Here is a 13,782-nt window from a genome sequence, read left to right as displayed (position 1 = left end):
AAAAATTGGGCGAATACCTACCCGGTACCGGGCTCAGTCCTCGGTCTCCACGCCCGGCACCGGGGTCAGCAGGGAATCCTCCGGGCCCCAGCTGCCGGCCGGGTACTCCCGCAGCGGCACCGCCCCCGCCCGCCAGCAATCGAGCACCGGCTCGATGATCTGCCAGCAGTCCTCGGCGGTGTCCCCCCGGACCGACAGCGTGGGGTCGCCGTCGAAGGCGCCACGAAGCACCTCCCCGTACGGCGGCAGACCCCCCGGACCGAAGTCGGCCACCAGGTGCGCCTGGCCCAGTTCCAACGGGTTCCCGGGGCCATTGATGTTCACGTCGAGGCCGAGCCGGTCCGGGCCGAAGCCGATCCGCAGCCGGTCGGGCTGGTCGTACCCGATCAGTCCGGACGGCACCCGGGGCGGTTGCTTGAACGTGACCACGGCCTCCTTGCGGCGGGCCGCGAGCCCCTTGCCGGTACGCAGCCGAAACGGCACACCGGCCCAGCGCCACGTGTCGACGCAGAGCACCACCTCGGCGAACGTCTCGGTGCCCCGGCTCGGGTCAACACCGGGCTCGTCGGCGTACCCGGACAGCCGTTTGCCATTGATCTCCCCCGCTGCGTACCGACCCCGACGGCTCCACGTCGCCGGGTCGTCCGCCCACACCCGGGTGGCCCGCAGCACCTGCGCCTTCCGCCCCCGCAGGTCCCGGGCGGCGAGGGTGGGCGGGGCGTCCATCGCGATCAGCGCGAGGACCTGGAGCAGGTGGCTCTGCACCATGTCGATGAGCGCGCCGGCACCGTCGTAGTAGCCAGCCCGCCCGGCCAGTCCCAGCGTCTCGTCAAAGACGATGTCCACGCAGGCCACGTGCGCAGAGCTCAACATCGGTTCGAAGATCCGGTTGGCGAAGCGCAGCCCGAGGATGTTCATCACCGTGGACTTGCCGAGAAAGTGGTCGATGCGGTAGACCTGCTCCTCCGGCACCAGCCGGGCCAGCACCTCGTTGAGGGAGCGGGCCGAGACAGCGTCGGTGCCGAAGGGCTTCTCCAGCATCAGCCGGGTGCCGGGCGGCAGGCCGATCCGGGTTAGCGCGGCGGCGGCCTGGGCGGTGATCGCCGGCGGCAACGCGAAGAAGATCACGAGTTGGTCGTGACAGTTCGACAACAGCCGGCGTAGATCCTTCTCCTTCGTCACGTCGGCGGGCAGATAGCGGGTGGTGCGGACGAGCTCCTTGACCCGGGGACCGGTCGCGCCCGCCGTGGCGAAGGCGTCCGCCACCCGGCGGCGCCAACGCTCGTCCGCCCAGTCGTCCGCGCCGCTGCCGAGCAGGGTGAGATTCGACCGGGCACTGGGACCGCTGGCCACCAGCCGTCCCAGGCCCGGCAGCAGCAGCCGGTCAGCCAGGTCACCACTTGCCCCCAGCAGGAGCAACGTCTGGGGGCGGTGATCCCCCCGATTAACGCGGTGACCAGCGTGGTCGGACTGCGAGGTCGTCATACCCCCCACCATGCCCTGCCGGGCCGGTCGGTACGGCCTGGTTCGGCGGGGACCGCCCGCCAGTCGCGTCAAGGACTCGTTCCGGCCCCGAGCAGGTCGGCGACCTCCAGCGTCCCTCCAGCTCGGCCGGGTCAACCGAGGTGGGGTCAAGCGGGTGCCGCCCCCGCGGCCGAACCCGCTGGTTCGGCTCCCGGGGGCGGCGTGCCCGTAGTCAGTGGTCAGTAGTTAGTGGTCGAGGTCAGCGCTCGGTGCGGTCGGGGATCTCGGTGCCCGACTCCCCCGGCCTGGCACCGATCGACTCCTCAGCGGCCCGTCCACCAGTGCTCTCGTCGCCCAGGGTGAGATCACTGCGGGGCAGGCCGGCGAGCCCGGCTGGATCCCGGGTCGGCTGCTCGGCCGCATCGCTGTCCGGTTCGGCCAAGCCCGCCCGGCTTAGCATCTCGACCAACTCGTCGTGTGGCATGCGTTCGGTGTCCGCTATCCCGGCGCCACGCGCGATGGACCGCAGGGTAGCCAGATCCTGATCCGCGAAGGTTTCGGCCATACCGCTGGCTTCCCCGACGGGCTGACCAGAAACCTTCCCCACCCCGACCCGCCCACGCGGTCCGCATCCGCCCCGCCGGCGAAACCACCCGATCGCTCCGCCTCGCAGCGGGTTGATCATGAAGCCCCGCGTGGGACCCTCAGCTTCCCGGTTCCGCGTCCGGCCGTTCCGGCCCGTCCTCGCGCCGGTAGCCCGGTTCCCGGCCGTCCTCGGGGCGAAGCCGAGCACTGGCGAACGCCGACGTGACCGCCGCGGAGAGCGCCTCGATGTTGTACGGGCCGTGGTGCCGGCGACCGTTGACGAAGAAGCTCGGTGTACCGGAGACGCCGCTCAGATCGGCCGAGTCGACATCCTCGGCGATCCGGGCAGCGCCACGACGAGCGGCGAGGTGTTCCCGGAACCGGTCCAGATCAAGGTCGAGTCGTTCGGCGTACCGGAGCAGGTCGGCGGGGCGCAGCTCACCTTGGTTCGCCAGCAGCAGGTCGTGCATCTCCCAGAAGGCCCCCTGCTCGCCCGCCGCCTCGGCGGCCTCAGCGGCCACCTGGGCGTTGGGGTGCACCTCGGTGAGGGGTAGGTGCCGCCAGACGTACCGGATGCTGGTGAAGTCGGTCAGCAGCTCCCGGACCGCCGGTTCGGCCTGCCCGCAGTAGGGACACTCGAAATCGGCGTACTCCACGACAGTCACCGGCGCCTCGCGTGGACCACGGATATGGTCCCGATCCGGATCGACCGGGACCATCAGGTCGATGATCCCCTCCGCGGCGCCCAGCAGCGCCCGGGCCCGCCGCGCCGGGGCGAGCCGGGCGGCGAGGCGGAACACCAACCAGGTGGTGAGGGAGGCGGCGACCGTCGCTACGAGGATGCCGACCTTCGCCTCGTCGAGGGCGGGCCCGTGGAGGGCATGGGTGGCGATCAGCAACGCGATGGTGAACCCGATGCCGGAGACGGTGCCGACTCCGATGATCGCGGCCCAGCCGACCGGTGCCCGGAATCGGTTCTGGCTGAGCCGGGCCACCAGCATCGAGGCGATCACGATTCCGGCCGGCTTGCCGACCATGTAGGCGAAGAGGACGCCGAGGGTAACCGGGGAGGTCACCGCGCGAGCCAGAAGGTCACCGTCGACCACCACGCCGACGTTCGCCAGCGCGAACAGGGGCACGATCAGATAGCTGGCCCAAGGGTGGTAGATGTGTTGCAACCGGTCGTTCGGGGACAGCGCCGCGGCGAGCCCTGCTCGGACCGAACTCGCCAGTTGCGGGCTGGGTTGCTCCCGGAACAGCCGGAACCGGTCGGCCGCCTGCCGTAGCTCGGTGCGGGCCGGGACGTAGGCGAAGGTGAGTAGCCCCATCACCAGACCAACCACCACGGGGTCAACCCCCGACTCGGACACCGCCAGCCACGCCGCCACCCCCAGCAGCAGGTAACCCGGCCCCCACCGCACGCCGGCCGCGCGGATGAGCAGGACAAGCGCGAAGATGCCCGCCGCGACGAACAACGCCGTCGGCGACGGGTGCTCCGGGTAGGCGATCGCCAGTACCACGATCACGATCAGGTCGTCCACGACGGCGACGGTCAGCAGGAAGTTCCGCAACCGGTCGGAGAAGCGGGGGCCGAGGACGGCGAGCATGCCCAACGCGAGCGCGGTGTCCGTCGCCATCACCACGCCCCAACCCATGGCCGTCGGCTTCCCGGCGTTGAACGCCAGGTAGATCGCGATCGGCGCCAGAATGCCGCCGATCCCCGCCAGCAGCGGCAGCATCAACCTGCGCCGCTCCCGCAGTTCGCCCAGATCGAAGTCGCGCCGCACCTCCAGGCCGATCACCAGGAAGAAGAACGTCATGAGTCCGCTGTTGACCCAGTACCGCAGATCATGTGAGACCCGCCAGCTGCCGAGTTCGACGGAGAAGGTGCTACCCCACAGCGACTCGTACGACGACTCGTCGAGGTTCACCCACACGAGAGCGACCACGGCGGCGGCCAGCAGCACCCGCGCACTGCCGGTCTCGGTGTGCAGGAACGCCCGCAGTGGGGAGCTGCGCCGGCCGGTCCCGGTGCTCCGGGCGGACCACCGCCGCCTACGAGGAATTTCACCCGTCACGTAAAGATCCTCCCCCACCGACTGCGGGCTGGCAGGATATCGGCAGCCGCCGCGCCCATCGGGCGCCGGGGCGGCGAGAGCCGCTGCCGAGCTCAGGTCGCGCCGTGCCCCCGGCTCACCTGGTTGCCGCCGGCCCGCTTCGCGGCGTACATCGCACGGTCGGCATCGGCGAGCGACATCCCGAGCGAATGGGCGGCACCGCTGGCGACCCCGACGCTGACCCCCGTCCGCCACGGTGTCAGGCCGCTCACGGCGGCAACGGCCCGGAGGGCAACCTGTTCGGCGGCGACGCAGTCGGCACCGGGGAGGATGGCGACGAACTCGTCGCCGCCCAGTCGGGCTACGAAGTCGCCCTTGCGGACGCTGGTCGTCAGCGCCTGCGCCACCGCGCGCAGCACCTCGTCCCCGGCGGCGTGCCCCTGTGAGTCGTTGATCCGCTTGAAACAGTCAACGTCCAGGGCGAGCACCGCGACCCGGTCGTCGTCGACGGTGCCCGGGTCCGCCAACTTCTGCAGGAAGTTGTCGAGGCCCCGCCGGTTCGCCACCCCGGTCAGCGGGTCGGTCCGCGCCGCCTGCTCCGCCTGCTCATGCTGCCAGCGCAGGAGGTCGTACGACTGCATCGTCACCGCCGCGTGCAGCCAACGGTGCCGCTGGCGCCACAACAGCTCGGCGAGCGTGTCGCCGTAGGTGAGTCCCGGCCCGACATCGGGGGCACCGTTCTTGGCCAACAACACCGCGTGCGTCCGGTGCAACGCCGCCGACACCAGCCAGGCGACGTCGGACGACAGGTCGACGACAGCCTCCTCGATGACGCGAAGGGCTTCGTCCAGCCGACCGGAGCGGTTGAGCGCGACCGCGTGGAAAGGCCGGCACAGCAGCACCTCCGCCTGCTGGGCGGGCACGCCGAACGCCTGGAGTTGGGCGATGCACCGAGGGATGTCATCGGCCGCGCCGGTCGGATCCCGGCCTTCGGCACGCGCGGACGCCGCGAAGAGCAACCCCAGGTGCCGCCACACCTCCGCCTTCGGCCCGGAGGCCTCCGCCGCCGCCCGTACCGCGTGCTCCTCGGCCACCGTGAGATGCTGCTCCGCCTCCGCCACCTGGCCGACCTGGTACAGCTCCAGGGCCCACATCAGGTTACTTTCGGCGAGGTTGCACAGCCACATCGCCCGGTTGCCGTTGTCCGGGTACGAAGTCTGATAGGTGGATTCGTACGCCGCTTGGAACTGGGGCTCGGCCAACTCGTACAGGCGCAGCTGCGCGTACCCGATCGCGATCCCCGTGTGGGCGTTTCCCGCGATCACGGGTTCGGGTTCGCCGGCGAGCAGAGCGGTCTCCGCGGTGACCAGATCCCGGAGCACCGCGACGATGTCGTGCTCGCGGATGTCCAGGTCGCCGAGACGCAGCCGCCGAATGGCACGCAGCGACAGCGCGCACGAACGCCATCCCACGCTGTGCTCCCGGTCCGCGGCGGCCAGCATCAGGTCGGCTGCGGTGAGGGCGCCCCGCAGGTCACCCAGTCGGGTCAACGCCACAACGCGCGCGAAGTGCATAGCGGCTGGGCCGTCGCAGATGTCCCCGGTCGGTGTCCGCAGCGCGGACTCGGCGGCCACCAGCACCTGGGCCGCGCCGCCGGCCTGTGCCTCCTCGAGGAGGCGCAGGGCCCGGAGGGTGACGTCGTCCATCCGGTCTCCTCAGAACAGTCAGATGCTAGCGGCAACGACCACGTTTTGGCACCGCGACCATGATCCCGTCGGCTCGGACATCGTGCGCGACCGATTCACGGTCAGCGACGTCGGATTCCCGTCACCGGCGCCCGGCCTCGACAAGGGCCGCCAAGCCCGGGGCGGCACTACCACCTCAAGGTCATCCTTGGGGTACGCGTGCTCGAACACCGCGTTGGCGTCACCCTGATCGGGCTTTCCGCACCCCGCCGCTCTCGTTAGCGCTACCCCGCCCACGAACCCAGGTACGACTGCCGGAGCCGAGGAAGCCGACCGGGCCGACGACCGCAACGGCCGCGACTTCCACGGCATCCGACCAGGTGCGGCAGCAGGTCGGTAGCACCCGCCAGTCAGCCGCCTGAGACGCGGATCAGTCCGTCGCGCACCCGGCCGCCCGCCGCCGCAACGCGTCGAGGTCAAGCACCACGACCGAAAGGCGACTGGTGCGCACCCAGCCCGAGTCACGCAACACACGCAGGGACTTGGTGACGGCTTCCCGAGACGCCCCGATCCAGCCGGCCAGCTCGTCCTGGGACAGCCGGATGGCGACGTGAATACCGTTGTCCACCGGGGTGCCGAACCGTTCGGCCAGTTCCACCAGGCGAGCCGCCACGCGGCCGGTACTGTCCTGGACGCCGAACTCGATTCGTTTGCGGTCGGCGTCACGCAACCGTTCCGCGAGCAGCCGCATGAGTTGGAAGGCGACGCGGCCCTGTTGTTGTAGGTACTCCTGGAATCCGGCCGGTGACATGACGAGTGCGGTGACCGGGTCCAGCGCCTGCACGGTTGCTGAGCGCGGCAGAAGGTCTACTGCGGACAGCTCACCGAGGAGTGCTCCGGGTCCGCGTACCGCGAGCAGGATCTCGGTGCCGGAGGCGCTGTGGCAGGAGGCTTTGACCCGGCCGGCGGCGAGGGCGGCGACCCATCCTGATGTGTCGCCTTCGTGGAAGAGGACGTCGCCGCGTTGCCAGTGGCGGGTGGCGGCGCGTTGCCGGAAGGCGTCGCGTTCGCTGTTGGTCAGGGTGCTCCAGAATTCGTTCACTGCCGCACCTGCACCGCGTAGGCTCGGACCAGGCCGGTTCGTCCTTTGACGGTGAGGTCCCCGAGTGGCTCGACCGGGACCTGTGTGCGGGTAGATCGCCACGTGGATTCGCCGATGACGATCTGGCCGGGGTCGGCCATCGTTTGCAGTCGGGCGGCCACGTTGACCGCGTCGCCCATCGCGTTGAAGCCGCGTAGCTGGTCACTGCCGATGTTACCGACCAGCGCCGGGCCGGTGTTCACGCCGATGCGGAACCGCGGCCAGTTGGGGTGGCCGCCGGCGATCTCGTCCACGGCGTGACGCATCTGGGTCGCCGCGCGTACCGCTCGTAGCGCGTGGTCGGGCTGCCGGGCTGGGGCGTTGAACAGGGCCAGTAGGGCGTCACCGACGAACTGCACCACGGTGCCGCCGTTGTCGAGGATGCAGGGAACCGCTACCCCGTGGTAGCGGTTGAGCATGGCCACGATCTCCGCGGGTTCGGCCACCTCAGAAAACGTGGTGAACCCACGCAGGTCGGCGAAGAGGGCCGTCACCTCGACAACCGAGCCACCCAACGCCGCCTGGTCCGGGTCGGCGATCAACGCGGCCGCGACATCCGGCGACAGGTAGTGCCGAAACAGGGTACCCAGCCGGCGGCTGACCTCCCGCTCCGCCGACAACGCCTCTGCGGCGCGTTCCAGCACCGCGGTCTGCCGCTCGGTCAGCCCGAACCGTTCCCCCAGCCCGGCCGCGACCGGGCCGATGTCACCGGTGCCGTCACGTTCCCGCTCCGCGAGCGCGGATACCAGTTCCTCCAACGCCGCACTGTACTCGGCCCGAACCGCCCGAATAGTCTGGTCCAACGCCAACCCGTCGAACAAGCCGGCTGACGAACCCTCACGACGGTACTGAACAAACGCGCTGTAGCCGACGAAACCGAACGCCAACGCCAGCAGCACATGCCACTGCCACCACGACAACGCCCATTTGTCGGCCAGCACCACCGTCACCATCGCCTCAGCGAGCAACACGAACGCCGTGATCACACTGATCAACATCGCCGACGGCTGACGCCGATACAGCAGGAAGTACCGCACCGCGGCGACCAACAGCAACGCCACCGACACCGGCGCCAACCAGGCTAGCCACGCGTCCTCCACCGTCGGGTCCGGCTGATCCGACAACGGCGGCATATCCAGCAACGACACCACGCCCCACAGGGCGAGGATCACCGCCAGCTCACCCCAGAAGATATGCCGCGCGCGTAGGATCGCCGCGCCCCGCCGGCCATCCAACGGCAGCGACGAGGCCACCGCGAACACGGCGGCGAAAGCCAGCCCCACCGGCTGCGCCAACTCGAACCCGAGATTCGGATGCTCCACCAGCACCTGCGGCGTGGCCAACCCGTGCAACACGAAGAACCCGGCGCTGGCCACAAACGCCAACGACACGAGGAACAGTCGCGCATCGTGCCGCCGATGCGCCGCCGCGCTGACCATCACGCCGATCACCAGGTTCACCAGCGCCACCGCAACGATCAAATAGAAATGACCCAACGGATCGTGCCAGTGCACATCAGCCTGCGGACGCGCCACCAGCAGCCACAACCCCAAAAGCGGCAGCGCCATGTGAAACACCCAGACCAGAGCCCGCACCGGCACCGCAAATTGGCGGCCTCGACGACGAGCCGGCCGCGGACGACGCCACCGGTGAGCCAACGAAACAGAAGACCCGGTCAGCTGTCGCCACACACGCCTCACCATACGTGCCCCACAACACTTCACGACCCGACGGCTATGGGTACTAGTACGCAGACTGCCGCGCCGAACGCGCGTTGACTACCCAGCGTGAAATCCACTCCGCTGTTAACACTGCTCGGCGGCGTCACGCTCGGCGCGGTTGTGCTCGCGCTCAGCGTGCACGCCACCGGCGGGAACGACGAGCCACCCGTCCCGGCCGCCAACCCCACCGCAACCGCTGTCGCGGGAGCATCCGCCGTACCATCGCCATCCCCGACCCAAGCACCCATCAACGCCACCTGGGCAGGGCGACTGACCGCCGGCACACTCGCGATCTCGGTACAAGACGGCGTCGCGGTGGCCTACCTGTGCGACGGCGCCGCGATCGAGGCGTGGCTTCAGGGCACCGCCGCGGGCGGACGACTCGACCTGGCCGGCCGTGCCGGCGAGACGCTCAGCGGCACGTTCGGCGAGGGACGGGCCAGCGGCCAAATCAAGATCGACGACCAGATCCTACCGTTCACCGTGGCAGCGGTCACGGCGCCGTCCGGGCTCTACCGGGCCACCGCGACGGTGCGCGGCGCGCAGGTCGACGGCGGGTGGATCGTGCTCGCCGACGGCACCCAGGTCGGCCTGGTCACTGTGGACGGCGTCGTCCAACCCGCGCCACCGCTGGACACCACCGCCGGCCGGGTCACCCTCGACGGGGATGTGCTCACCCCGACCCGCCCCAGGGAGTTGTCGTGACCACCCCCAACGAGATCACGACGAATCACACCGTCGACGAGGGCGCGGGGCGCACTGCCGGCACCAGCCAGCTGACGCTGCTCGGTGTCCCGTTCCTGATCGGTGCCACGGTCGCGGTGACCCTCGGGGTCTACGGCAGTCTGCACGAACCAACCGGTGTCGCGGTGAACGTGGGCGGCTTCTCCAGCCCACAGACAGTCAAGGTGTGGCTCGCCACCGGCGCGGCCGTGCTCGCGGTGATTCAGCTGCTGTCCGCGCTGTCGATGTGGGGCAGGCTCGGCTCACTGACTCCCAGTTGGGCCGCACCCGTACATCGTTGGTCGGGGCGACTGGCGTTCCTGCTCGCCGTCCCCGTGGCGATCCACTGCCTGTACGCGCTCGGTTTCGCCACCTACGACCTGCGCGTCGTGACGCACGGGCTGCTCGGCTGCTTCTTCTTCGGCGCCTTCACGGTCAAGATGCTCGCCCTACCGAAGCCTGGCCTGCGTGGTTGGGTCCTGCCTGCGCTGGGCGGCACCGTGTTCACCGCCCTGATCGCGCTGTGGTTGACGTCGTCGTTCTGGTACTTCACCACGATTGGAGTCACGCTGTGAACGAATCGAGGATGGCCGCCGGCAGGCCCGGTGGCGAAATGGCCCGCAACGCCCGGCCGGCAACCGTGGTCAGCAGCGAGGCGCACACCCCCGACGGCCTAAGCCCGGAAGTGACCACTTGCCCCGACCTACTCGATGGTCCGGACCGCGGGCAACCAGGAGGATGCGCATCGCGGCGACGGTGGCTGGCCGGGGTGGGCGCTACCGGGGCGGTCATCCTGAGCGGTTGTGCCACCTACGGCAACTCCGCGCCGGCCACGAATGGCGGCGAAAGCACCGGTGGTGGTGACGGCACCGCGGCGGGCGGCGACGCGCAAGACGCGGCCGGCGACGGGCAGGTGCTGGCACGGGCAGCCGAGGTCCCGGTCGGCGGGGGAAGAGTCCTCGCCGACGCCGGGGTGGTCATCACCCAACCGCAGGAGGGCACGTTCAAGGGATTCTCGACGACCTGTACGCACCAGGGCTGCACCGTGGCCGAGGTGTCCGACGGGACGATCAACTGTCCTTGCCACGGCAGCAAGTTCTCGGTGGCCGACGGCTCTGTGGCGGGCGGGCCAGCTCCGCGCAGCCTCGACCCACGTGACCTCGTCGTCGAGGGCGGCGACATTCGCCTGGCCTGATGAGCTGCGCACCGCGGGCCGTGCGGAGCGCCAGCACAAGCCAGAATTAACCGCGGTTAACGAGACTGCAGCCCCTGAAACCGCTGTAGGTAGCCGAGAAAAGGGCGAACGCCCGCGCAAGGCCGCCGAGGCTATCAGGCGCCTCGGCGGCACTCCTGACAAGATCGCGAAGTCGCTACAGGCAGAGATGACGCCTGAGGACCTTCGAGCGCTGGCTAACCTGCTGCTGCAGGTCTACGCCGCCCCTGACGATCAGGAACAGGTACCGGTAAGCACTGAATAGGCGATTCCCTACCCGCTCAGCCTCCACCACCGAGCAGGGGCCTACACCTGCCCGGTGGTGGATCGAAGGCTAAACCGACGCCGGGGTGGCTACCTCCAGTCCTCTGGCGGCTTCCCGCCGTTCACCTTCATCGCCTCCTCAGCTCTATTGGCGTCGCCGACCGTCTCTGACATCCGCATGCCGACTACAACAGTCGCACCGTCCCGGTCCAGGTCCTGGCGCACATCTGGCCGCGGACGCCGGACACACGACGTCAGCCGGGGTAGTTGCCGTCAGGTGGAAGGACACAAGCGGACCTGACGAGCAGCGCCAGCCATACTCGATCGCCTGAGCTGGCCAGTGTGATCACGGTGCCGTCACTGGGGTCGGACAGGATCGCTTCGGCGCCGGTGGGTCCGGTGAGGTCACGGTACGAGGTCACCGCGTAGCCCTGCATCTCGAGGGTGTCTCGGGCTTGGGTGACGAGGTGGCGGTGCTGGTCTGCGGGTGCTGTGATGGTGGTCTGCCCGCTGACGTAGTACATGCCGTCGCCGCTTGGGCCGTTGCAGGGCACCGCAAGCAGTTGGGGCGTGCTGGCGTCTGGTGTTCCGGCGTTGACGGCGGTGATCACGGTCGAGATGTGACGTCGGGTGGCTTGTTCGAGGTCGGCCTTGGGCTGGGTCCGCACGGTGGCGCCGTTCCTTTCCGCTGGCTCTTGCCCAGTGCAGCTGGTGAGAACGAGTGCGAGACATGCCGCTACCGCGGCTTGCTTCCTCAACGCGGTGCGCTCCCGTGGTCAAGGGACACGTCGGCGTACAGACCGACGATAATACGGGCTTGGTTGTTCAGACTCTGACTGCCCGGTTCCCAGTAGCCGCTATGCCCGGGCGTATCGACGTGGAAACGATTCGCTCCGAAGTCCGGATCGGTCGGCTCCTCGTCGTGTATACCCCAGATGCCACCGGCCGTGCCCGAGATCGCATCGTCGGAGGCCGCCCCCGCCCACACATGGCGGGTGTCCATGTTCAATTCGCTGGCAGAGCTGACGTGCATGCCAGGACTTCCCGCTACCACGATGTCGGTGACCGCAAGGCCGTCACCTTGTCGGGCTGCCTCTCCGACCACTGTGCTGCCGTAGCTGTGACCGACAGCAGTGACGTGGCTTGCATCCCCGGCATGGGCGGTGTGTAGTCCGTTGACGAAGCCATCCAAGGCGACACCGCCTTCCCTCGACAGCCGGTGACTGACCGCGCTGCCGTCCAGCCCTGGCGTGTCATAGCCGAGCCACGCGACGACCGACACCGGTCCACCTGTCGGGCCTGCGAGTCGCGACGCCGCTCCCTGTAGCTCGGCTGCACGGTTGATCTGCCCGCGCATGCCGTCTAGCTCGGTGCCAACGCCGGGGACCACCACAGCGGTGTGTCGAGCCCCGTCGGGGTCACCGACCGAAACGATCGCCTGCCCATCACCGGCGTTGTTAAGTCCCAGCAGCAAGAGCCGCTGCTCTGGTGGCCCGTACTCGGAGCTTTCCAGCCGATCAAGCAGGTTCGTCAGACGCTCCGCTTCCCGATAGCCCTGCTTGCTATTCATTGATGCATACGCAAGGGAGGCCAGATGCGCTCGCAAGGCCAACCGGTTGGCCTCATCTCGCGCCGCCGCTGGCAGACCGTCGAGCGCGCCGAGCCGCTCGGGGTATCCGGTCAGAAATAGCTGACGCTGGTCATCGGTGAGGCCCGACCACCACTCCCCAGCCTCCGACGAACTCGCTCCCCGCCCAGGAATGGCCGCCTCATCCACGCCAAGCAGACCCCCGATCCGCTCAGCGTCAAGAACAGCGTCCTTCCACTCGAACACGTCGTTCACACCCGGCGAGTCCGATTGCAGCCGCGACAACGCCTTTTGGAAGTCGGCATCGCGCTCAGTGGCCTCCACGACCAGGTCGTCTATCAGCTTCCCGTAGATACGGACGTTTTCGTACTGACGCTGCCGGTCGGCACGGCCCTCTTCCGTATGCAGCTGCCACTCCTGTGTCACACCAGCGTCGACCCGACCGTTGTCGTCAACGCTCAACCGCAGCAGCGGCATCGCGTCCAAGGCGGCATGCAGACGCCGCTGTACGTCGCACAGCTCCTCCGCCGCCCGACCCAGCACCGCGGCGACTAGCTTCGACTGCAACGCCGATAGCTCAAACTGGTCCTCAACGCTGTCGACCCGGCGAAACGCCGCCTCGGACGCAGGCCCCGACCACCCGGCCCCCCGCAGCGGGCCCTCCAACTCCACCACAACGCGACGTTCCAGGTCGCCCAGCTGACGGGCCAAATCGCGCCACGCCTGCGCAGCCTCACTCAACGACTCCAACCGCGTATCCCGCAGCGCGGCGAACGTCACCACCCGGCCACCGACCGGAAGTGATCCGCACTAGCCGTGTCCGTATGCCGGTAGTCACGAGCACACTGGCGTAGCCCTTCGGCAACACCGTTCACCTGCCCGGTCAGCTTCTTCAAATCGTCGCGCCAAAACCACACCAGATCCTCGACTGCTCGGCCAGTCCGCCACTCCGACAAGTCCTGCACGGCTTGGACCGACTCTGGCTCCACATCAATCAAGTCATGCTCCAGGGCCGCCGCTACGTCCTCCGCCACCCGCGCCTGCGAATCGAGCGCCAACGGATCCACACGTACCTCGTCAGACAAGAGCTAACCTCCCCAGCGACGCAGGGTAGCAACACGCACACAGACACAAGGGGTCAGCCGTAGATCGAGTACTCTCACCGCCCGCCACCGGCAAAGTACGCTCCCGCCCGCGCACGTCCGAGGTTCCAGTAGAGGTGCATCCATTCGCCGCTCTGAAGAGGCCGTGGTGGGTCAACCGGTCACGCTGCCGCTAACGCCGGTAGCGCTGCCGCTAACGCTGGTCACGTAGCTTGCTGGGTTCTGGTGTGCGGTGGCC

13 protein-coding genes are annotated in these 13,782 nt (G+C 68.9%); 4 read left to right on the top strand and 9 right to left on the bottom strand.

The features are described from left to right. Positions 1 to 33: 33 nt before the first annotated feature. From SALPAC4_RS0117905 to SALPAC4_RS0117880, 6 genes are all read right to left on the bottom strand, one after another. Positions 34 to 1,485: a glucose-6-phosphate dehydrogenase gene (locus SALPAC4_RS0117905; RefSeq protein ID WP_019871487.1), complete on the bottom strand. Its 1,452-nt coding sequence runs from the start codon at positions 1,483 to 1,485 to the stop codon at positions 34 to 36. A gap of 238 nt (positions 1,486 to 1,723) precedes the next feature. Further along, positions 1,724 to 2,029, bottom strand: coding sequence for a hypothetical protein (locus SALPAC4_RS0117900; protein ID WP_018735710.1), 306 nt, complete (start codon positions 2,027 to 2,029; stop codon positions 1,724 to 1,726). A gap of 139 nt (positions 2,030 to 2,168) precedes the next feature. Continuing rightward, complete coding sequence (nhaA, locus tag SALPAC4_RS0117895; RefSeq protein WP_027644268.1) at positions 2,169 to 4,127, bottom strand: Na+/H+ antiporter NhaA; 1,959 nt, start codon at positions 4,125 to 4,127, stop codon at positions 2,169 to 2,171. A 92-nt stretch (positions 4,128 to 4,219) separates the two neighbouring features. Then, positions 4,220 to 5,812 (bottom strand): GGDEF domain-containing protein, encoded by a 1,593-nt coding sequence (locus tag SALPAC4_RS0117890; protein ID WP_019871485.1) that lies wholly within the window; start codon positions 5,810 to 5,812, stop codon positions 4,220 to 4,222. 409 nt (positions 5,813 to 6,221) lie between these two features. Further along, positions 6,222 to 6,893: a Crp/Fnr family transcriptional regulator gene (locus SALPAC4_RS0117885; protein ID WP_018735713.1), complete on the bottom strand. Its 672-nt coding sequence runs from the start codon at positions 6,891 to 6,893 to the stop codon at positions 6,222 to 6,224. Beyond that, positions 6,890 to 8,500 carry an adenylate/guanylate cyclase domain-containing protein gene (locus SALPAC4_RS0117880; protein ID WP_188116853.1) on the bottom strand — a complete coding sequence of 537 codons (1,611 nt, stop codon included), beginning with the start codon at positions 8,498 to 8,500 and terminating at the stop codon, positions 6,890 to 6,892. The genes SALPAC4_RS0117885 and SALPAC4_RS0117880 overlap by 4 nt, the downstream gene beginning before the upstream one ends. 219 nt (positions 8,501 to 8,719) lie before the next feature. On the opposite strand from SALPAC4_RS0117880, the gene SALPAC4_RS0117875 reads away from it, so the two are divergent. From SALPAC4_RS0117875 to SALPAC4_RS26785, 4 genes are read left to right on the top strand one after another with little or no spacing between them, the layout of a single operon-like run. Then, positions 8,720 to 9,358: a hypothetical protein gene (locus SALPAC4_RS0117875; protein WP_019871484.1), complete on the top strand. Its 639-nt coding sequence runs from the start codon at positions 8,720 to 8,722 to the stop codon at positions 9,356 to 9,358. Next, entirely contained in the window at positions 9,355 to 9,951 is a 597-nt protein-coding gene (locus SALPAC4_RS0117870; RefSeq protein WP_019871483.1) for a DUF6529 family protein, read from the top strand. The genes SALPAC4_RS0117875 and SALPAC4_RS0117870 overlap by 4 nt, the downstream gene beginning before the upstream one ends. Then, entirely contained in the window at positions 9,948 to 10,571 is a 624-nt protein-coding gene (locus tag SALPAC4_RS0117865) for a Rieske (2Fe-2S) protein (RefSeq protein WP_027644266.1), read from the top strand. The genes SALPAC4_RS0117870 and SALPAC4_RS0117865 overlap by 4 nt, the downstream gene beginning before the upstream one ends. Then, positions 10,531 to 10,854 (top strand): hypothetical protein, encoded by a 324-nt coding sequence (locus SALPAC4_RS26785; RefSeq protein WP_080640920.1) that lies wholly within the window; start codon positions 10,531 to 10,533, stop codon positions 10,852 to 10,854. The genes SALPAC4_RS0117865 and SALPAC4_RS26785 overlap by 41 nt, the downstream gene beginning before the upstream one ends. Positions 10,855 to 11,107: 253 nt before the next feature. On the opposite strand, the gene SALPAC4_RS0117855 is transcribed toward SALPAC4_RS26785, so the two are convergent. The 3 genes from SALPAC4_RS0117855 to SALPAC4_RS0117845 all read right to left on the bottom strand — a co-directional run bounded on the left by SALPAC4_RS0117855 (position 11,108) and on the right by SALPAC4_RS0117845 (position 13,526). Then, complete coding sequence (locus SALPAC4_RS0117855) at positions 11,108 to 11,521, bottom strand: response regulator (protein WP_019871479.1); 414 nt, start codon at positions 11,519 to 11,521, stop codon at positions 11,108 to 11,110. Positions 11,522 to 11,607: 86 nt separating this feature from the next. Continuing rightward, positions 11,608 to 13,224: an alpha/beta hydrolase gene (locus tag SALPAC4_RS0117850; RefSeq protein ID WP_019871478.1), complete on the bottom strand. Its 1,617-nt coding sequence runs from the start codon at positions 13,222 to 13,224 to the stop codon at positions 11,608 to 11,610. Further along, entirely contained in the window at positions 13,218 to 13,526 is a 309-nt protein-coding gene (locus SALPAC4_RS0117845; protein ID WP_223874481.1) for a type VII secretion target, read from the bottom strand. The genes SALPAC4_RS0117850 and SALPAC4_RS0117845 overlap by 7 nt, the downstream gene beginning before the upstream one ends. Between the last annotated feature and the right edge of the window lie 256 nt (positions 13,527 to 13,782).

Origin of the sequence: Salinispora oceanensis, assembly GCF_000383575.1 — a bacterium.
GTDB lineage: Bacteria > Actinomycetota > Actinomycetes > Mycobacteriales > Micromonosporaceae > Micromonospora > Micromonospora oceanensis.
This window is presented reverse-complemented; position numbering and strand designations above follow the sequence as displayed.